Here is an 18,613-nt window from a genome sequence, read left to right on the forward strand (position 1 = left end):
CGTCCAATGTGTCACAAGCCGATTTTCACCCCCATAGCGCTGGGCCTGACGCTCGCCTTTTGCTTGTCGGCAACCGCAGATGCCGCGCCGCTCTATCTGGGGACGGAGGAGTACGAGACAGACGACCGCGCCGTCATGAGTGCCATCATCGAACATTGCCGCGGCTTGCAGGGAGAGGGCGAGGCGGCAGAGACCACGGACCGAGAAGACGCGGAGGAGGGTGCAGAGAGCACGGGAGACGGGGAGGCGGGTGAGGGAGAGCCATTCGCTGCATCCCGCAGCATCACAGCAGACCGCCTCGCTTCGGGAGAGGGGACAGGCGAGACACCGGATCTCTCTGCGGTAACTGCGCAAGACTGCGCCGCGGCAGGCATTATCTATTAGGGTTTTGCGTCGCGGTGCCGTTTTAGCTGTTCTGCGCAAACCAATTGATCCACCAGAGCAGTGGTGCTTTTCACCTGCGGCCACGGTCTAAGGGTAGGTTCCTTCATGTTCCGCTTCGCGATTGATGGACTTCAACATGTAAACCCGGTGTTCTTATCGCGCAAAGTTGGATCAATGACGCCGCGCAATCGTTGTCTCTCTGACCGGCAATTACAGGTGGGATATGACACAGCAAACACTTGCGCTACTGGGTGGGGCCCATGTCCATCTCCCGGATCATTTAGAGCATCTGCAAACCCGGGGCTGGCGTTTGTCGCATGTGGCGGACCGCGATCCCGCGCGGGGCGAGCGGTTGTGTCAGGATCTGGGGGCAGCGTGGCTGGAGCAAAAAGACCTCACCGACGGTCTGGCGCGGTCGGGCTGTGAGGGGGTGGTGATCTGTAGCGAGACGGTCTTTCATGAGGCGGACATCACCGCGGCGCTGGAGGCGGGCCTTCCGGTTTTTGTCGAAAAGCCATTGGCGGGCTCCGCCGAGGCGGCGCGGCGGTGCGCTGAACTGGCCATCGCCAGAGAATGCACGCTTCACACCGGGTATTTTCTCCGCACCAATGCGGCGCTGCGCGGCTTGCACGCGCAGATAGAAGGGGGAGCCTTTGGCCGGGTGATCGAGCTGCGCCTGCGTTTTGCCCATGATGGCGGCTATGCCGATTGGCTGGATCTGACCGGCTGGATGACCGATCCGGGGCTGGCCTGCTACGGCGGCTTTGCGGATGAGGCGGTGCATTGCATCGATGCGCTGCAATGGCTGCTGGGGCCGATCCGCAGCGCGCAGGCGGTGACGGGCAATATGCTAGGCTGGCCGGTGGATGATCACGGCGCAGGGATACTGAGGTTTGAAACCGGCGCCACCGGGGTGGTGGAGGCCGGCTGGACGGACAGTGAAATGCGCCTTGAGCTGGATCTCGTCGGTGAAACGGGCTGGGCCCGCCTGCGCGATGGCAGGTTGGAAACCGGTCGGCGCGGTAACCCGATAGCGACAGGGACGACCGCCCTGTCGCCCTTGGACGCGGGGGCAGGGATCGAGCCCTTTTTGGACGTGCTCGAAGGGCGGCCCGCACCGGGCCTGGTGCCGCCGCTGGAGGCCGCGCAGGTGAATGTGGTGCTGGATGAAATGGGGCTGCGTTTACAGTGAACGCGCCGCCCGAAAGTTTCGCTTTGCGGTGGAACCACTTCGCATCACAAGCGTTGGCTCCCTAATTGTTCTACATATTTATCCGATATAGGAGCGGTCCCTCATGTCCCACCCCTCCAACGCCCGGCCCCCCTCTCGCCGTGATCTTCTCAAGATGATCGGTCTGGCCGCTGGCTCTTCCACCATGCTGCATGCGATGTCTTCGCTAGGCCATGCACGGCAAAGCCCCTATAAAGGCCCGATCGATCTTTCTGGCGCGCCGCAGGGGCGCAAGGTCGTGGTGCTGGGGGCGGGTCTTGCCGGGATGTGCGCGGCTTTGGAACTGCGCAATGCGGGCTATGAGGTCAGCATATTGGAATATCAAAAACGCGCCGGGGGGCGCTGCTGGACGCTCAAGGGCGGCGATGAGTTTGAGGAGCTTGGCGGGTTCAAACAGAAGGTCGAGTTCTCGAAGGGGCAGTATATCAACATCGGCCCTTGGCGCATTCCACATCACCATTTGGCGCTGCTCGACTATTGCCATCGGTTGAACGTGCCGCTGGAAGTATTCGTTCAGGAAAACCAGAACGCCTACCTGCATTCCCAGACCGCTTTTGGCGGCAAGCCGATCCGCTATGGCCATGCCTGGGCCGATTATGTCGGGCAGATCACCGAGCTTTTGGCAAAGTCGGTGGATAAGGGGCGGCTCGATTCCGCGCTGACCAAGGAAGACACCGAGATCCTGCTGGAATCGCTGAAATCCTTTGGCATCCTGAACAATGATTACAGCTATGAGGCCAGTCTCGACACCTCCGAATACCGTGGCTATCCCGAGGGGGGCGCGCCGGGGGGCGGGCTTTACAATGCCGCACCAGAGCCTTCCGAGCCGATTGAGCTTACCGATCTGCTGAAGTCCCGCTTTTGGGAAAAGATGCGCAACCACACCACCTACCGCCATCACGCGCCGATGTTCCAGCCGGTGGGGGGCATGGAAGAAATCGCCCATGCCTTTGCCCGCGAGGTGGAGGATACGATCACCTATAACGCCAAGGTCGAGCGCATCAGGCAGACCGAGAATGGCGTCGAGGTGGAATATACCAGCGCCGATGGCGAAGGCGAAGGCGGGGTGGAAACGGCGGATTACTGCATCTGCACGATCCCCTTTACGGTCCTCAGCCAGCTTGATGTGGATGTTTCCGCCGACATGCGCCGCGTGATGCGGGCCCTGCATTACCACGAGGCCGTAAAGGCCGGGCTCGAAATGAAACGCCGCTTCTGGGAGCGCGATGAGCAGATCTACGGCGGGATCACCCTGACCGATCTGCCGATCGCCGAAATCAGCTACCCCTCGGCAGAGATGCATGCAAACGGGCCGGGCGTGCTCTTGGGTGCCTATGTCTACGGGCCGCAGGCCTATGCCTTCAACTCCATGACGCCGGAAGAGCGGCTGGAAACCGTGCTGGAACAGGGCGCCAAGATCCACCCGCAGTACCGGGACGAGTTCAGCAATGGCGTGGTGCTCAGCTGGCACCGGGTGCCTTGGATGCTGGGCTGTTACTCTGACTGGGACGACCGGGGCCGCGACTATGAGATCGCCGCCACGATGGACAACCGCTTCGTTTGCGCGGGCGAGCATATCAGCTATCTGCCGGGCTGGCAGGAAGGCTCGCTGCTCTCGGCGCTGGACGCGGTGCGCCAGGTCCATGACCGTGCTGTGAAGGAGGGATAAGCCATGCGTTATGCCATTTTGCCATTGCTGCTGGTCTTGTCCGGGCCGAGCCTCGCGCAGGAGGAAGACTCGCCCGTCGATGTCGGGCGCCGTGATCTTGGCTCGACATTAGAGAAATTTACCGACAGCGATGGGGCCGAGCTTTACCGCCGCGCCTGTTCCGGCTGTCACGGTCCGGAGGGGGAGGGTGCCTTTGGCGCCGGGAAATACCCCGCGCTCGCCGCCAATCCCCGATTGGGCCATGCGCGCTACCCGGTGAACCTGATCCTTGAGGGGAATGGCGCGATGCCGTCCTTTGCCGATTGGCTGGATGACGAACAGGTGGCGGCGGTGGTGTCCTATATTCAGACCAATATGGGCAATGACTACAGCGCCGACATCACGGCAGAGGATGTCAGCCGGATGCGCGAAGAGTTCGCAGATTTGGATGAGGGGTGATCATGAGACTGACCTATTTCTTGCCCATCGCTCTGACCGCCGCCCTGACCGCCGCCATGGCCGCTGTGGCCCAGACCCCGCCGCCGCTGTTTGACGGGGCCGAGGGCGGCAGCGAACGGACACCGGACACCGCTCTGGGCCGCACCGTGGCCTCGGGCGGCGCGCAGAAGGGCGGCGTCGGGATGAAATGCATGGCCTGCCACGGTCTGGATGACGCGGGCGCCGGCTTGGGCGATATGCCGGGGCTGGCGGGGCTGCCGGCTGACTATCTGGCAGAGCAGCTCGAAGCCTTCATGTCGGGCGCGCGTTTCTCGCCCATCATGGTGCCCATCGCCACGCAGCTGACCGAGGAAGAGCGGCAGGCCGTGGCGGATTACTATGCTTCGGTCGCGCCGAAACTGTCCACGTTCGAGCAAAGCGCGCCGACCGATCTGGTGCAGCAGGGCGGGGCCCTCGCGGCCACGGGCAGCGACACGGTGACCGCCTGTAGCCAGTGCCATGGTGGCGGGGATACCAGCGGCGCTGCGATCCCGCGGTTGAACGGGCAATCGGCGCAATATATCGCCGATCAACTGGTCGCCTGGCGCGAGGGCGACCGCGCCAATGGGCCGCTGGGGGTGATGGAGCAGATTGCCAAATCGCTTACCCCGGATGAGATCAGGGCCGTCGCGCTATATTATCAGCAGACGCCCCCCGATGCGCAGTAAGGTCCGGCGGGCGCTGACGGCTCCGGCCTGATGGCGATCCGCCCGGCATCCTTCTTTCGGTCGGGGTCTGCGGCGTTGATGACCGTGGCGCGGCCGCGCGTGATTGTGCTCACCATCGCCAAACATGCCCCGATCTTCGGCGTCCTCTGCCTGCCACCGGGGGCCTGGGCGCTGGTTGAGGGGGATTGGCTGCTTGCCGCGGTGCTGCTGGCCCCGGCACTGCTGGCCGGGGCTGTGCATCTGGCGGCCCGCCGTCACCCCTTGCCCGACGACCTGCGCGGGCTTGAGGCGATGATGACCGTGGCGCTGGTGTTTCTGATCGCGGCGCTGCTTACTCTGCCTGCCTTTGTCGTGCTTGGCATGCCCCCGGTGGATGCTTTTTTCGAGGCGGTCAGCGGCATCACCACCACCGGGCTCACCGTGGCGCAGGAGGCGGAAAGCTGGCCCTTCGCGGGTCATGTGTTGCGCGGCTGGATGCAATGGTGCGGCGGGCTGGTGATCGCCACGGCGGTGCTGGCTCTGCTCTTGCCGCGCGGGCGGCCCGCGCGGCGGCTGGGGCGGGTCGACATTCCGCAGGGCGACCGGATTTCCTCGACCCGGCAACAGGCGCGGCAATTGCTGACGGTCTATGGCGCGCTGACCCTGGCGATGGTGGCGCTGACCATACTGGTGATCCCCGATTGGCGCGAGGCGCTGGTGCTGACGCTATCGGCCATCTCCACCGCCGGTTTTTCCCCCCGCGCCGACAGTCTGGCCAGCTATTCGCCGCTGGGACAGGGCATGGTGATGCTGTCTTGTGTGCTGGGCGCGGTTTCTTTGCTGGTCTTTGTCCATCTCGGTCAGGGGCGGTTTCGCGAGGCCTGGCAGTTGGGCTCGGCGCAGCGGGTCGCGGCGGCGCTGGCGGTCATGCTGGTGGTCTATCTGGCGGCGGTTGCGATCATCTCCACCGACCGCGAGCTGACGCTCTACGAACATGCGCTGAACCTGATTTCGGGGCTGACCACGGCGGGTTTCTCGACCGGGCCGGTCTATGACGCCGGGCCGGCGCTGTTGATCCTGCTGCTGGCGATGCTCTGGGGCGGCGACGCCGGATCGACCGCGGGCGGGCTCAAGCTGAGCCGCCTGCATGTCTGCATCGGTGCCATGGTTCATGCGGTGCAGCATGTGCGTCTGACCGACCATGCGGTGGTGCCCCTGCGCCATGAGGGCCACCCCGTTTCCGCCGAAGCATTGGTCAGGCTCTTGGCTTTCGTGCTGATCTACCTCAGCTTTGCGGGGCTCTTGTGGTTCCATTTTCTGGCCCATGGCTATGCCCCCTTGCCCGCCTTGTTTGACAGTATCTCAACCCTCTCTACGGTGGGTCTGTCGACCGGTGCTGTGGGGCCGGATATGCCTGTCGATTTGAAACTCTCGGTCGCCTTTGCCATGTGGTTGGGGCGGTTGGAATTCATCGCCGTGCTGGCGCTGCTGCTGCCGCGCAGCTGGGCCAGAGCAAGTTAGGAGAAAACCCATGCGCATCGTCATCGTCGGCGCGTCGAGCTTTGGCCTCGCCATCGCGGAGCAATTGATCGAGAGCGACCACGAGGTCGTCTTGGTCGACAAGTCGCGCGACCTGCTGGAACAGGCGGCGGAACGGATCGACTGCGGCATGATCGAGGGCGACGGCAGCAACCCCGACGTGCTGCGCGAGGCGTTCCGCGACGAAGATGACGTCTGTATCGCTGTGACCAACGCCTCCGAGATCAACATTCTGGCCGCATTGATCGCCCGCTCCATCGGCTATGGCCGGGTGATCCCGCAGATCACCTCCAACGCCTTGCTGCGCGTCTGTGGCGAGTTGGGGCTGGACGATGTGATCAACCCCCATGCCAGAGTGGCCGAAGACATCGTGGAGGCTCTGGACAACGGCGGCGAGGCGGCGCAGGAGCCGCTGCTGCAAGAGGGTCTGATGCTGACCCGGGTCAGCGTGCCCGAACGTCTTGCCGGGCAGGCGCTGAACCTGCCGGGCGAGGGCCGCATCGTGGCCCTGATCCGCGACGGGGCGGAGCAATTGCCCGACAAGGAGATCACCCTGCAAGAGGGCGATATTCTGATCATCGTGCTGAAGCGCGAGGCGCAGGACGCGCTTGAAAAGACCTTTGCCGGGTAATGCCGCTCAGGCGGCCCCCTGCGGCACGGCGTCTTGCCGCAGGAACTGCCGCACCTGCAGCGCCACCAGCACCATAAAGAGCCCCCCGCCAGCGACCCACATCAGCGCGCCAGCCAATTGCTGGTCAGCGAGCGACGACAGGCCATAAGGCAGCGCCGTCATTGCGTGCCAATCGTGCCAGGCGGTGGGGGCGAGTGTCAGTGTCACCGCGAAAGCCGTCAGCTGCGCGGCGGTGAACACCGCGGGCACCGCCGCCCGGGCGCCTGCGCCCCGGAAGCCGGCGAAAAGCGCGATAGCAGCGCCGGTCAGCGACAGATGCATCGCCCAATAGACCCCATCCGACCGCAGGGTCGCGGCATAGGGCGCGGGCAGATGCCAGACCCAGAACAGCACGGCAAAGAGCAGGGCCATGGGCCAGACCGGCAGGCGCAGGCGTGGCAAGGCGGCGGCGATGATCGGGGCGGCCACCAGCGTCAGCAGGATATGCTGCCCGACCCGGGCGGAAAACAGCGCCATTGAGGCCGCACAAAGCGGGGAGATGAACAGGAAAGCCACCAGTGCAGCCCCCGTCATCGACTGCCTGCGCCGCTCCGCCGTGACCCATAGGGCGACGGTAAAAAGCGCCAATCCGGCAAGCAGGGCTGGGTCCAGCGTCCAGCGGGTCAGCAACTCGCCCGGCAGGGGCGGGGTGCCGCAGAATGGGGTATAGGGATCGGGTTCCATGATACGTCCTTTCTAACCGTGACAGCCCGGCAGGATCAGCACGGGCGAGAGGTTGGCCAGGCTTGCGATGAGCGAGATCAGCCCCGCCCACCAGGCCGCGCGGGCAAGGGCAAAGGCATCTGGTGTCAGACCGGGGCGGCGCCCTTGGCTATGGGCGCCCCACATCCATATGATCTGCAAGATCACCACCGCCACAGTGGCGATAACCGACACCATCAACAGTTGGTCCTGCGACAGCAGCGCCCGTGGCGCGCAGGCGGCCGAGATCAACGCGTAGATCGCCGCAAAATGCAGCGCCCAGAGCAGCACGGGTTTGGCGATACCGAGGGTCAGGTTTTTCATAGCGCGCCCCCCGCCAGAAGGTAGGCCGCCGCGGTCACCCCGCCCATGATCGCCACCACGCGGGCATAGGTGCCGATCAGCAGGTTCGGCAACATCTGCCCCGGCTTCACCGCGCCGACGGCTTTGCGCAGCGCATTGATAAGCGCCCAATAGACCAGCACCGCAAGGTATCCGGCCACGAAGGCGAAGAGCGCCCAGCCCACGGCGGCATAGGCCGAGCCATAGGGGTCGACCACCCGGATCGCGTAGAACAGCAGCAGGCCGAGCGCCGCCGCGGTCAGGGCCAGCCCCAGATCAACCGCGATCACCGGGGTGACCTTGGCCCCATAGGCCGCCCGGCGGCTGGCCCAGCCGAGCAGCAGCAAGATCAGCGCCGCACCCGCCGCCAGCGCGGCCATCAGCGGCGCGGCAGGGGGGGTGGTCTCGGCCCAATGGGGCTGGGTGTTCCACAGATAAAGCCCGGCAAAGAGCAGCGAGGCAAAGAGCGCCGCAGATATCAGCATGGTGCCCACCACCGCGATATGCAGATGGCTGCGCGGATCGACGACATTGACCGGCAGGCGCAGCCCGCGCAGCCCGCTCTCGCGCCGCACACCACTGTCCGACGGCTCCCAGATCCAGGCGGTGATCCCGATGAGCGCTAGGGCAAATCCCACCGCCACCAGCCAATAGGCCGAGGCCAGCGTGGCGCCAAAGCCCAGGGCCAGACCAAAGGCCGAGATCAGCGGCGTCCATGTCGGATGCGGCAGCCGCACGATCTGCATCGGCGCGCCGGTGATCGGATCATTGCCCATGGTCTCGCGCCGGTGATCGGTACAGGGACGCAGCGCGCCTTCGACCTGCGGGCCCGGACGGTCCAACAGTTCAGGCTGGTCCCACAGCGGCTCGCGCGAGCGGACTTCGGGGATGGCGTGAAAGTTGAACCCCGGCGGGATCGGCCGATAGAGCCATTCCAGCGTGCCGGCCCCCCAAGGGTTGCGCGGCGCGCGCAGCCCGTGGCGCTGGTGCCAGAAGAAGTCAAAGACAAAGAGCAGCACCCCCGCCGCGAGGATATAAGAGCCGATCGAGGAGAGCATGTTAAGCCGGTCCCAGCCCAGCCCTTCGGGGTAGCTGGCAATGCGCCGCGGCATCCCGCGCAGGCCGGTCAGATGCATCATGAAAAAGGCGATGTTGAAACCGATGAACATCAGCCAGAACACCCAACGCCCGATGGTCTCGGACATCATGCGCCCGGTGAACTGCGGCATCCAATAGTAGAGCGCGCCGAACATCGGAAAGATGAACCCGCCGATCAGAACATAGTGCAGATGCGCGACGATAAAGTAGCTGTCATGGGCTTGAAGGTTAAAGGGCACGGCGGCCACCATCACGCCGGTGAAGCCGCCGATCACAAAGATGAACAGAAAGCCCAGGATAAAGAGCATCGGCACATCCATGCGTGGCCGGCCCTGCGCCAATGTGGCGAGGAAGCAGAAGATCTGCACCCCGGTCGGGATCGCCACCATGGTCGAGGCCGCCGAGAAGAGCGTCAGCGACATCACCGGCAGGCCGGTGGCGAACATATGATGCGCCCAGAGGCCGAAGCTCAGAAACCCCATCGTCACCACCGCCGCCACGGCGAACCCATAGCCAAAGAGCGGCTTGCCCACAAAGGTCGGCAGCATCGTCGCCACCATGCCGGCGGCGGGGAGGAAGATGATATAGACCTCCGGGTGGCCGAAGAGCCAGAAGAGGTGCTGCCAGAGCAGCGGGTCGCCGCCCAATGCAATGTCGAAGAAGGGCAGGCCGAGCAGGCGTTCGGCCTCCAGCAGGATCGAGCCGATGATCAGCGGTGGAAAGCCCACGGCGATCATGAAGGCGGTGATCAAGAGATACCACATCAGGATCGGCATTTTCGTCAGGCTCATCCCCGGCGCGCGGGTGCAGAGGATGGCGGCGATGATCTCCACCGCGGCGGTCACGCTCGCAATCTCGGCGAAGGTGATGCCGATGAGCCAGAAATCCGCCGAGAGGTCTTGGGTATAGGCGCTGGTCGAGAGCGGCACATACATGAACCAGCCGCCCGCGGGTGCCGCGTCGAACAGAAAGGACGACAGCACGATGATGCCGCCGAAGAGGTAGCAGTAATAGCCAAAGGCCCCGAGCCGTGGGAAGACCAGATCGCGGGCGCCGACCATCAGCGGAATGAGATGCACCGCAAACCCCTCCAGCATGGGAATCGCGAAGAGGAACATCATGATCGTGCCATGCATGGTAAAGACCTGATTATAGGTCTCGGAATCGAGGAAAGTGTTGTCCGGCACGATGAGTTGAGTGCGCACCAAGAGGGCGAGGAACCCGGCGATCAGAAAGAAGACGAACCCGGTGACCAAGAACCGTTTGCCCACAACCCGGTGACTGACCGAAGATAGGTAGCGGATCCCCGGCGGGTAGTCCCAGATCTGCTCGAAGCTCTTCTCGGGCTCGCCCTTGGCGCTGCCGGAATAGCTCTGGTCTTCGGGCAGATCCACGACATATGCGGTACGGTCAGTCATTTAAGGCTCGCCAGATAGGCCGAGAGCGCGCGTAGGTCCGGCCCCGGCAGATGGTTGTAAGAAGGCATCTTGGCCCCCGGCTTCATCGCGGTCGGGTCCGCGATCCAGCCCGCCAGCGTGCCTTGGTTCATGCGGTACATTCCGGCGCCAAGGCTGCCGCGCCCGCCGACGCGGCTGAGGTCAGGCCCCAGCGTGCCGGTCTCGGCCACGCCGCGGATGCTGTGGCAGGCCGCACAGCCCGCTTCGATGAAGACCTCGCGCCCGCGGGTCAGCTCTGTCGTGGCGGCGTCGCGGGCTTCGCCGCTGCTGCGCTGCATCCATGCGTCGAAGTCTTCGGGCTCCATCACGACAACCTCAAAGGCCATCTCGGGGTGCGACAGGCCACAGAACTCCGCGCATTGCCCGCGAAACCGCCCGGTCTCGGTCGCCATCACCGGCAGGCTGTTCACCCGTCCCGGGATCATGTCCATCTTGCCGGTGAGCTTGGGCACCCAGAAGGAATGGATCACGTCGGTGGATTTGAGGCGGAATGTGACCGGGCGGCCCTTGGGGATGACGATCTCATTGGCGCCGCGCAGCGCCCAGCCTTCGGGGTCATAGACCACATCCCACCAGAACTGCTTGCCGGTGACTTCGATGACCAGCGCTTCGGGGTCTTCCGAGGTGATGCGTTGCAGGATCACGGTGGAAAAGCCCATCAGGATCAGCACCGAGACCAGCGGCAATGCGATGCCACCCGCCCAGATCCACCACTTCTGCGGGGCAAGCCTGCCTGACAGGACGGCCCAGACAAAGAGCAGCAAAAGGACAAAGATCACCCCGAAAGCGACGGTCATGCCGATGGTCAGCCCGTTGATCGCGCTGGCGCCGACACCCTCTGGCGACAGGGCCGATTGAACGCCAAATTCGCCAAGGGTGGACTGTGCGGTCTCGCTCATTCCCGCGCCTCCGATCCTAGCAGATAGGCCGCGATATCCCGCGCCTCATCCCGTTCAAGGCCCAAGTCCGGCATCGCCGTGGCGGGGCTATGGGCGGGCGGGTTCATCAGCCAGCGGGTCAGATCACCGGGGCGGTTGGGCAGCACGCCCGCGACATAGGATTGCCGCGCGAAATCATGCAGATCGGGGCCGACCGTGCCCTGCGCCTCCCGCAGGCCCGGCACCCGGTGGCAGGCGCCGCAGCCGTTCAGCTTGATCAAATCCACCCCGCGCGCCGGGTCGGCATCGAGAAACCGGCGCGAGGCGGCTTCATAGTCGGGCGTCTCTTCGATCAGCCCCTGCCGGATGTTGATCCGGTACCAGTCCGAAATCTGCTGCGACGTCTCTCGCACCGGGCCGGCCATCGCGGCTGCCAGACTGCTCTGGGGCGGCAGGGCCGACCAGACCATCGCAAGCGCCGTGAGCAGCACAACCGATATGACGGTGAAAACACGCATCCCGTCAACTCACTGCGTGGGCGCCGTGGACGGCTCCAACAGCGGTGAGGTCTCAGGCGGCAGCGGCTGGGTCGGGCGGACGCGGTTGTAATAGGCGCTGACGGCTTCGATGTCATGCTGGGTCATCTTCTTGGCGATCGCGGACATGACATTGTCCACATCATTGTCGCGCTTGCCTTCCTTCCACATCTGCAATTGATGTTCCATATAGCTGGCATATTGCCCGGCGAGATAGGGGACAGAGGGCGGATTGCCGAGGCCGCTCGGCCCGTGGCAATTGACGCAGGCCGGCACCCCGCGTTCGGCGGAACCCACCGCGCCCAATTGCCCGCCCCATTGCAGGGTCATCCCATCCACATCGCCCAGAGGCGGCGTATAGGGGGCCGAGATCGTGGCATAATAGGCGGCGACGGCCTCCATCTCCTCTTCGGTCAGTTTCTGGGCAATGCCCGACATCACCCGGTTCTGCCGGTCGCCCGAGGCGTAGTCCTTGAGCTGCTTATAGGTGTACCAGCCGGCCTGTCCCGCGAGCCTTGGGAAGGCGCCCGAGCCGTCGCCGGTGCCATCGCCGCCGTGGCAGGTGATACAGGCCATGCCACTGTCGCCCGCCTCGGACCCGCCCATCGCCACGAGCCGCCCCAGTTCAAGCACATCATCGTCCACTTCGGTGTTCACCGTGGCATTGAAACGCAGCACATCATCCTGCAAACGCTGCTCCATCGCGGTGATCCCCGGCGCGGCTTCATAGTTCTGCGCCCGGATAAACCCGGCCGAGATGCCCAGAACGGCGAGAGCGCTACAGGTCGTCAGAACGGTGCGGAATGTCATGGGTCGGTCCTTTCGATCTGTCTCAGGCATCCATCAAAGGGGCAGGGTTGGGCAGGTAATCGCGTTTCATATGTTCCAGCGTCCAATAGGCGAGGCCCATCAGCGGGCCGGTGGGGTTGTAGCCAAGGTTCTGCGGAAACAAGCAGGCGCCAAAGACGAAGACATTGTGATGGTCCCACATCTGGCCATAGCGGTTCACCACGCTGGTCTCGGGGTCGGTGCCGATCACCGCGCCGCCGACATTATGGGTCGTCTGATAGGGGACGATGTCATAATGTTTGTCGACCCCGGCGAGGTTGCTGCCGCTGACGGAGGTGACATTGTCCATCTCCCGCGCGACCTCCATCGCGCGCTGCATGACATAGTCCGACATTTTGCGGTCGTTCTCGGGGAAGTCGAAGGTCATCCGCAGCAGCGGGCGGCCATAGGCGTCGGTCCATGTGGGGTCGAGGTCGAGATAGTTTTCATGCGTCGAGACCGAGGAGCCATGCACCACCAGATCGGCATGGTGGTTGTAGTTCTCGCGCACCGCCTGCTTCCATTCCGCGCCCCATTTCGGCGTGCCCTCGGGCACCGGCTGATAGCCGATGGGCCGCCCGTGGTACTGCTTGCAGGCGATATAGCCGCCGCCGACGAACCCCAATTCGCTGTGGTCGAAGTTGTCGCCGTTGTAATCGTCGATCACCACCCCAAGCGCGCCCGCGCCCATGTAAGGGTCCGTCTTCACGCTATCGTCAAAGAAGGCATCGACCCCGGCAACGGTCTGATAGCTGTAGTTGCGCCCCACCACGCCGGTTCGCGTTTCGGGGTCATAGGGTTTGCCCAGTCCCGAGACCAGCATCAGATGCACGTTCCACAGGGCATAGGCGTTCATGCAGATCGTGTCGGCGGGTTGGAAAACCTCTTCGCCGTTCTCATCGAGATAGATCGCCCCGGTGGCGGTTTTGCCGTCTTCGCTCTTCTCGATCCGCAGCACCTGGGCGTCAAAGCGGATCTCGAAATTCTCATGATCCTTGATGCGATCATAAACGCAGATGATCGGGTCGGCCTTGGCATAGTAGCCGCAGCCAAAGCGCTCGCAAAACCCGCAATAGGTGCAGGGATGCAGCTGCGCGCCATAGGGGTTCACATAGGCTTGGGTCACATTGGCCGAGGGCATGGGGAAGGGGTTCAGCCCCATCCGGGCGGCGGCTTCGCCAAAGAGCGTGTTGGAGATTGGCTGCCGCATCGGTGGGTTCGGATACTCCGCGCTGCGCGGGCCTTCAAAGACATTGCCACCGGCGCGAGCCTCGCCGCCCAGATTGCCGGCAAAACCGGCGGCGCCGCAGACCCGCTCGAAAAAATCGAAATGCGGCTCAAGCTCCTCATAGGTCACGCCCCAATCCTGCACGCTCAGGTCCGGGCCGATGAAATCCTTGCCGTAGCGCTCTTCGTAATGGCTGCGCATTTGCAGGTCCGAGGGCAGGGGCCGCCAGAGCTGCCCGTTCCAATGGATGCCCGCGCCGCCAAGGCCGGAACCGGGGAGGAACGACCCCAGCCGCCGCATCGGCAGCGCCTGCTGGTCGCGGTTGTTGCGGATCGTGAGGGTCTCTTTCTTGACGTCCATCATATGGGAATAACGATGGGCGTATTTCAACTCGTCATGTTCCTCGGGCGCGCCAAAGGAGGTCGCCGTATGCCGTTTCTTGCCGCGCTCCAGCACCACGCAGCGCTGCCCGGCATGGGCCAGCTCATAGGCGGCGGTGAGGCCGGTCCAGCCGCCGCCGATGATCAAGATGTCGGTCTTGGGAAGCTTTCTTGGCGCCATCAGTCGGACCCTCCGCCAATCGCACGGGGCGGATAGGGGGTGCCGCCCCGGTCATGGGCAATGCCGCGCGGCGGTGGGGTGACAGAGCGCCGATGTTCGTCCACCCGTTCGGTGTAATAGGCATGGGCACCGGGAAAGCCCACCATGCGCCAACCGGCGTAGTCGTGGTTGCCCAGATAGATCGGATCGGCGAAGTAGCCTTGTCTTGTCAGCTTCCAGAGCTCTGCGATCAGCGTGCCGACGATGTCGTCGCGCTCGGACATCTGCTCGACATGGCTCGCGCGCGCGGGCGCGTCCATCACGGCGATGTCCTCCAGCTGGCCAGCCTGCTCGATCCCCTGCCGCAACAGCTGCGCGGGGGTGAACTTGAGCTGGTAGCCCTGTTCGGGGATCGCCCCCGAAGGGAACGGAGGGTCGAGATAGAGACCTTCGCCCGCGCCGTAAGCAGTGGCCATCTGAAAGTCGATGAAATCCACCACCCCGGCCTGCGAGGCGGACGGGAAATCGTCCTGCGGGATGAAGACATCCGCCACGGCTGCGGTCCATTGCGCTTCGGCATCTGTAAAGAAGGCCCACGGCCTGTCGTCCTTGGCAGCAAAGGCATGGGGAACGGGAAGTCCGGCACCTGCAACGCCGGCACCAAGCGCGATTTGGGCTAAAATAGCTCGCCGAGAATAGAGCTTTGCCATGAAATGAGGCTCCGCTTGAAAATAGGTCTGTCATCACCCCAACGGTAAACTTCCTGTCTGGTTCCGGCACTTTTTAAATCTTTTGAGCAGTTTGCGTGAACGTATCGGCCCTGCCGTGCGTTGGCTGTCCATGTTCGCAAGCCTTTCTACCCCGATCCTCTTCGCGCTTGGCGGTCTCGCCGGGCTGGTCATTCTCATTACCGGATACCGGATGACCGGTCTCAGCGATCAGATCGCGGACCGAACCGGATGGGGTGAGGCGCTGGTGGGGGCGGCCTTGCTGGGCGCGGCCACGTCGATGTCGGGCACGGTCGTCTCGCTCACTTCGGCGTTGGACGGGCGCGCCTCTCTGGCCTTTTCCAACGGGATCGGCGGGATCGCGGCGCAGACGGCCTTCTTGGCCTTCGCCGATATGCTCTACCGCCGGGCCAATCTGGAACATGCGGCGGCGGAATTGGCCAATGTGTTTCAGGCGGGGCTGCTGCTTTTGCTGCTCACCGTTCCCCTGATGGCTTTCGCCGCGCCCGAAGTGGCTTTCTGGGGCATTCACCCGGCCAGTATCGCGCTCTTTGTCCTCTACGCCTATGGGCTGCGCGCCACCGCACGGCTGCGCGATGAGCCAATGTGGCATCCGGTGGCCACTTCGGACACAAGATCGGATGAGCCGGAAGACGACGGGGAGGCCGAGAAACCGGCCAGTGCTTTGGTGGTGCCTTTCATCACCCTGCTGGTGCTTATGGCGCTCTCGGGCTGGAGCGTGGCGCGGATCGCGGGCGAGCTGTCGGACCGGCTGTCGCTGTCCGATACGCTGGTGGGGGCCACCATGACGGCGGTGCTGACCTCCTTGCCCGAGTTGGTCACCACGCTTGTCGCGGTGCGGCGCGGGGCGCTACAGCTTGCGGTGGGGGGGATCATCGGGGGCAATACCTTTGACACTTTGTTCCTGACCCTCTCGGATATCGGCTACCGCGACGGGTCGCTCTATCATGCGATCAGCGCGGATGATCTCTTCTGGCTCACGGTCGCGATGATGATGACTGCGGTGCTGTCCTTGGGTCTGATCTTTCGCCAGCGCCACGGCATCGGCTGGGAAAGCATCGGCCTGCTGGTGATTTACGCCGGGGCGCTTGGGGTGCAGGTCCTGTAAATTCCGCCGAGCACAGGGAACTTTCGCCCTGACGATCCCGTTACCATCTCGATGCTTCCGGCTTTGGCCGCTCAATATTTACAGCAGGGGATTGATCCATGAAACATGCGCCGCTTCTCGCCTTCACGCTCATCGGGAGCCTTGCCGCCACCTCTCTCAGGTCAGAGCCCGAAGCGCCGCAGTTCATCTCCGAAGACACATTGATCGCCGTTTCGAGTGTGACCGGCCATAAGCTCTTCCTGCCGGGGAAAGACACGCCGCTCTCGGAGATTGACCTCGAAGAGCTCAAGGAGCCCGCCGAGGAGTGGACCATGGCCGGCCATATCGCCGAATTGGTCATGACCCGCGACGGCACGCTGCGCGGTGTCGTGGTGGATGCGGGGGGCTTTCTGGGCAAAGGCGCCACGCGGGTGGTGTCTCTCGACGAGCTGCGGTTCCTGCCGGATGCGGATGAGGAGAATGAGTTCTTCCTGCTCTATACCGGGCAGAAGGAGGATCTGAAAGCCGCCCCCGAATACGATGAAGACGAGGTGCGCCTGCGCGCAGCGGACATGCGCAAGGACGGAGAAAAAGTCGAGATCGTTCAGCTGAGTGATTTGGATTCCGAAGCGTTTCTCGGCCTTGCGGCCTTTGGGCAGAACGACAATTGGATCGGCGAAGTCTCTCAGGTGACCTTTGCCGATGATGGCAAGATCGATCAGGTGATCCTTGATATCGGCGGCTTTCTGGGGATGGGCGAAACGCAAGTGGCCCTGCCCCTTGATATGATCGAGCTGCGCCGCCTCGGCGGCGACGACCTGCGGGCCTATGTCTCTGCCACGGAGGAAGAATTGCAAAACATGGAGCCTTGGGAAGAGGAAGGCTGAGCCAGAGCCTGCCCGCCTGATGGCAATTACAGACCAATAGATTTTTCAGGAGACCTGATATGGAAAGCGCGAAATTTGACCTTCACCTGATCGATTACGCGATTGTGGTGCTCTATTTCATCGGGGTGGTGGCCCATGGTATTTATATTTCGCGCAAGAACACCGGGGGGTCGGAGGATTATTTCCTCGCCGGTCGTTCGCTGCCTTGGTATCTGATCGGTTTCTCGCTCTTCGCCTCCAATATGTCCGGGTCCAGCTTTGTCGGGCTGATGGGCGGTGCCTATGCCAATGGCGTGGTGATCTTTAACTACGAATGGACCGCGGCGCTGGTGCTGATCCTATTCGCGATCTTCATCTTGCCGTCTTATCTTCGGGCCAAGATTTCCACCGTGCCGGGGTTCTTGGAAGAACGCTATGACGTCCGCTCGCGCCGGGCGTTTTCGCTTTTCACCATCCTTGCGATCATGTTCATCGACACCGCCGGCGCGCTTTACGCGGGCGGTTTGGTGATCTCCAATGTCACCGGCTACCTTAACCTATGGGCCGCCGTCGCCGTGCTGGCGCTGGTGGCGGGTATCTACACCATTCTGGGCGGGCTGTCGGCGGTGGTTGTCACCGACACGGTGCAGGCGATCTTGCTGATCATCGGGGCCGCCGCGCTGTTCTGGATCGGGCTGGATGAGATCGGCGGCTGGCAAGAGCTCTTCACCGGCACGCCCGAAGACATGACCCATATGATCCTGCCGGCGGATGATGACTTCCTGCCTTGGACCGGGCTCTTGGGCGTGACCCTGCTGGGTTTTTACTACTGGACGATCAACCAATTCGTCGTGCAGCGCACCCTTGGGGCGAAAGACCTCAAGGAAGGTCAGATCGGTGCGCTTTTTGCCGGTTTCCTGAAGCTTCCCAACATCTTTCTGATGGTGCTGCCGGGGGTCATCGCGCTGAAGCTCTACCCTGATCTGGAAACCCCGGACCTTGCCTTCCCCACATTGGCGTTTGAGCTGATGCCCATCGGTATCCGGGGGCTCATCATGGCGGCGCTGATCGCGGCGATCATGTCGTCGCTCGACTCGGCGCTGAACTCTGCCTCCACCCTGGTGGTCAAGGATTTCGCGGAGCCGATCTTTAACGTCAAGGAAGAGCGGCAGGTCTGGCTGGGCAAGCTGATCACCGCGGCGGTGATGGTCTTTGGCGCGATCTATGCGCCGATGATCGCGGGGTTCGAGAGCCTGTTCAGCTATTTCCAATCCTCGCTCTCCTACATCGTGCCCACCATCGTGGTGGTCTATATTCTGGGCCTGATGTTCAAACGGCTGAACGGCAACGGGGCTTTCTGGACGATCATGTTCGGTCTGGTCGTCGGCATCCCGCTTTTCGTACTGAAAGAGGTGACAAACTACTGGGTCTATATGGGTCTGCCGGAAATCCACTATACGGTGATGTCCTCGATCATGATGACCATCGGCATCATCCTGCATTTCGGCATCTCCTACGCCACCGCGCCCAAGGAGAAAGAGAATATCGAAGATCTTGTCTGGCAAGCGGATGAGGCGAAAGAGATTTTCACCCAATGGGAAAAGCCGCTTTGGCAGGACCGTACCCTTTGGGCCGGTATCCTTATCCTTGCCACCGCCGCGATGGTGATCTGGTGGTGGTGAGCC

18 protein-coding genes are annotated in these 18,613 nt (G+C 63.2%); 10 read left to right on the plus strand and 8 right to left on the minus strand.

Features of this window, described 5'->3' with window-relative positions; translation table 11 throughout:
• Positions 1-6: 6 nt before the first annotated feature.
• From AB4M76_RS17865 to AB4M76_RS17895, 7 genes are all read left to right on the plus strand, one after another.
• Positions 7-384: a hypothetical protein gene (locus AB4M76_RS17865; RefSeq protein WP_368443401.1), complete on the plus strand. Its 378-nt coding sequence runs from the start codon at positions 7-9 to the stop codon at positions 382-384.
• Positions 385-607: 223 nt separating this feature from the next.
• The gene (locus tag AB4M76_RS17870; RefSeq protein ID WP_368443402.1) at positions 608-1,576 is read left to right on the plus strand and encodes a Gfo/Idh/MocA family protein; all 969 of its coding nucleotides are present in this window, start codon (positions 608-610) and stop codon (positions 1,574-1,576) included.
• 103 nt (positions 1,577-1,679) lie between these two features.
• Complete coding sequence (locus AB4M76_RS17875) at positions 1,680-3,284, plus strand: flavin monoamine oxidase family protein (protein ID WP_368443403.1); 1,605 nt, start codon at positions 1,680-1,682, stop codon at positions 3,282-3,284.
• A 3-nt stretch (positions 3,285-3,287) separates the two neighbouring features.
• A complete protein-coding gene (locus AB4M76_RS17880) occupies positions 3,288-3,722 on the plus strand; it encodes a cytochrome c (RefSeq protein WP_368443404.1) in 435 nt (144 codons plus the stop codon).
• A 2-nt stretch (positions 3,723-3,724) separates the two neighbouring features.
• Entirely contained in the window at positions 3,725-4,429 is a 705-nt protein-coding gene (locus tag AB4M76_RS17885; RefSeq protein ID WP_368443405.1) for a cytochrome c, read from the plus strand.
• Between the two features lie 30 nt (positions 4,430-4,459).
• Positions 4,460-5,929 (plus strand): TrkH family potassium uptake protein, encoded by a 1,470-nt coding sequence (locus tag AB4M76_RS17890; RefSeq protein ID WP_368443406.1) that lies wholly within the window; start codon positions 4,460-4,462, stop codon positions 5,927-5,929.
• 10 nt (positions 5,930-5,939) lie between these two features.
• On the plus strand, positions 5,940-6,578 hold the full coding sequence (locus AB4M76_RS17895; RefSeq protein ID WP_368443407.1) for a TrkA family potassium uptake protein: 639 nt from the start codon (positions 5,940-5,942) through the stop codon (positions 6,576-6,578).
• 6 nt (positions 6,579-6,584) lie between these two features.
• Here the strand turns inward: AB4M76_RS17895 and AB4M76_RS17900 are convergent, their stop codons facing one another.
• From AB4M76_RS17900 to AB4M76_RS17935, 8 genes are read right to left on the minus strand one after another with little or no spacing between them, the layout of a single operon-like run.
• Positions 6,585-7,301 carry a cytochrome c oxidase assembly protein gene (locus tag AB4M76_RS17900; RefSeq protein ID WP_368443408.1) on the minus strand — a complete coding sequence of 239 codons (717 nt, stop codon included), beginning with the start codon at positions 7,299-7,301 and terminating at the stop codon, positions 6,585-6,587.
• Positions 7,302-7,313: 12 nt separating this feature from the next.
• On the minus strand, positions 7,314-7,643 hold the full coding sequence (locus AB4M76_RS17905; protein ID WP_368443410.1) for a hypothetical protein: 330 nt from the start codon (positions 7,641-7,643) through the stop codon (positions 7,314-7,316).
• Positions 7,640-10,177, minus strand: a complete 2,538-nt coding sequence (gene ctaD, locus AB4M76_RS17910) for a cytochrome c oxidase subunit I (RefSeq protein WP_368443411.1) — start codon at positions 10,175-10,177, stop codon at positions 7,640-7,642. Before ctaD ends, AB4M76_RS17905 begins: the two co-directional genes overlap by 4 nt.
• Positions 10,174-11,115 carry a cytochrome c oxidase subunit II gene (gene coxB / locus AB4M76_RS17915; RefSeq protein WP_368443413.1) on the minus strand — a complete coding sequence of 314 codons (942 nt, stop codon included), beginning with the start codon at positions 11,113-11,115 and terminating at the stop codon, positions 10,174-10,176. Before coxB ends, ctaD begins: the two co-directional genes overlap by 4 nt.
• Positions 11,112-11,612 (minus strand): cytochrome c family protein, encoded by a 501-nt coding sequence (locus tag AB4M76_RS17920; protein WP_368443414.1) that lies wholly within the window; start codon positions 11,610-11,612, stop codon positions 11,112-11,114. The genes coxB and AB4M76_RS17920 overlap by 4 nt, the downstream gene beginning before the upstream one ends.
• A 9-nt stretch (positions 11,613-11,621) precedes the next feature.
• Complete coding sequence (locus tag AB4M76_RS17925; protein ID WP_368443415.1) at positions 11,622-12,440, minus strand: cytochrome c; 819 nt, start codon at positions 12,438-12,440, stop codon at positions 11,622-11,624.
• Positions 12,441-12,462: 22 nt separating this feature from the next.
• Positions 12,463-14,247, minus strand: a complete 1,785-nt coding sequence (locus AB4M76_RS17930; RefSeq protein ID WP_368443416.1) for a GMC family oxidoreductase — start codon at positions 14,245-14,247, stop codon at positions 12,463-12,465.
• Positions 14,247-14,936: a gluconate 2-dehydrogenase subunit 3 family protein gene (locus tag AB4M76_RS17935; RefSeq protein WP_368443418.1), complete on the minus strand. Its 690-nt coding sequence runs from the start codon at positions 14,934-14,936 to the stop codon at positions 14,247-14,249. The genes AB4M76_RS17930 and AB4M76_RS17935 overlap by 1 nt, the downstream gene beginning before the upstream one ends.
• 91 nt (positions 14,937-15,027) lie before the next feature.
• Here AB4M76_RS17935 and AB4M76_RS17940 point away from each other — a divergent pair, with 91 nt between their 5' ends.
• The 3 genes from AB4M76_RS17940 to AB4M76_RS17950 all read left to right on the plus strand — a co-directional run bounded on the left by AB4M76_RS17940 (position 15,028) and on the right by AB4M76_RS17950 (position 18,610).
• Positions 15,028-16,083, plus strand: a complete 1,056-nt coding sequence (locus AB4M76_RS17940) for a sodium:calcium antiporter (protein WP_368443419.1) — start codon at positions 15,028-15,030, stop codon at positions 16,081-16,083.
• A gap of 98 nt (positions 16,084-16,181) precedes the next feature.
• Positions 16,182-16,949, plus strand: a complete 768-nt coding sequence (locus AB4M76_RS17945; RefSeq protein ID WP_368443420.1) for a PRC-barrel domain-containing protein — start codon at positions 16,182-16,184, stop codon at positions 16,947-16,949.
• Positions 16,950-17,008: 59 nt separating this feature from the next.
• Positions 17,009-18,610 (plus strand): sodium:solute symporter, encoded by a 1,602-nt coding sequence (locus AB4M76_RS17950; protein ID WP_368443422.1) that lies wholly within the window; start codon positions 17,009-17,011, stop codon positions 18,608-18,610.
• Positions 18,611-18,613: the final 3 nt, after the last annotated feature.

It is taken from the genome of Sulfitobacter sp. PS-8MA, assembly GCF_040933935.1.
Classification (GTDB): domain Bacteria; phylum Pseudomonadota; class Alphaproteobacteria; order Rhodobacterales; family Rhodobacteraceae; genus Sulfitobacter.

Excerpts from the sequence above, each read along its gene's own strand:
- AB4M76_RS17865 (WP_368443401.1), top strand. The coding sequence starts at position 7 with ATGTGTCACAAGCCGATTTTCACCCCCATAGCGCTGGGCCTGACGCTC.
- AB4M76_RS17870 (WP_368443402.1), top strand. The coding sequence starts at position 608 with ATGACACAGCAAACACTTGCGCTACTGGGTGGGGCCCATGTCCATCTC.
- AB4M76_RS17875 (WP_368443403.1), top strand. The coding sequence starts at position 1,680 with ATGTCCCACCCCTCCAACGCCCGGCCCCCCTCTCGCCGTGATCTTCTC.
- AB4M76_RS17880 (WP_368443404.1), top strand. The coding sequence starts at position 3,288 with ATGCGTTATGCCATTTTGCCATTGCTGCTGGTCTTGTCCGGGCCGAGC.
- AB4M76_RS17885 (WP_368443405.1), top strand. The coding sequence starts at position 3,725 with ATGAGACTGACCTATTTCTTGCCCATCGCTCTGACCGCCGCCCTGACC.
- AB4M76_RS17890 (WP_368443406.1), top strand. The coding sequence starts at position 4,460 with ATGGCGATCCGCCCGGCATCCTTCTTTCGGTCGGGGTCTGCGGCGTTG.
- AB4M76_RS17895 (WP_368443407.1), top strand. The coding sequence starts at position 5,940 with ATGCGCATCGTCATCGTCGGCGCGTCGAGCTTTGGCCTCGCCATCGCG.
- AB4M76_RS17900 (WP_368443408.1), bottom strand. The coding sequence starts at position 7,301 with ATGGAACCCGATCCCTATACCCCATTCTGCGGCACCCCGCCCCTGCCG.
- AB4M76_RS17905 (WP_368443410.1), bottom strand. The coding sequence starts at position 7,643 with ATGAAAAACCTGACCCTCGGTATCGCCAAACCCGTGCTGCTCTGGGCG.
- ctaD (WP_368443411.1), bottom strand. The coding sequence starts at position 10,177 with ATGACTGACCGTACCGCATATGTCGTGGATCTGCCCGAAGACCAGAGC.
- coxB (WP_368443413.1), bottom strand. The coding sequence starts at position 11,115 with ATGAGCGAGACCGCACAGTCCACCCTTGGCGAATTTGGCGTTCAATCG.
- AB4M76_RS17920 (WP_368443414.1), bottom strand. The coding sequence starts at position 11,612 with ATGCGTGTTTTCACCGTCATATCGGTTGTGCTGCTCACGGCGCTTGCG.
- AB4M76_RS17925 (WP_368443415.1), bottom strand. The coding sequence starts at position 12,440 with ATGACATTCCGCACCGTTCTGACGACCTGTAGCGCTCTCGCCGTTCTG.
- AB4M76_RS17930 (WP_368443416.1), bottom strand. The coding sequence starts at position 14,247 with ATGGCGCCAAGAAAGCTTCCCAAGACCGACATCTTGATCATCGGCGGC.
- AB4M76_RS17935 (WP_368443418.1), bottom strand. The coding sequence starts at position 14,936 with ATGGCAAAGCTCTATTCTCGGCGAGCTATTTTAGCCCAAATCGCGCTT.
- AB4M76_RS17945 (WP_368443420.1), top strand. The coding sequence starts at position 16,182 with ATGAAACATGCGCCGCTTCTCGCCTTCACGCTCATCGGGAGCCTTGCC.
- AB4M76_RS17950 (WP_368443422.1), top strand. The coding sequence starts at position 17,009 with ATGGAAAGCGCGAAATTTGACCTTCACCTGATCGATTACGCGATTGTG.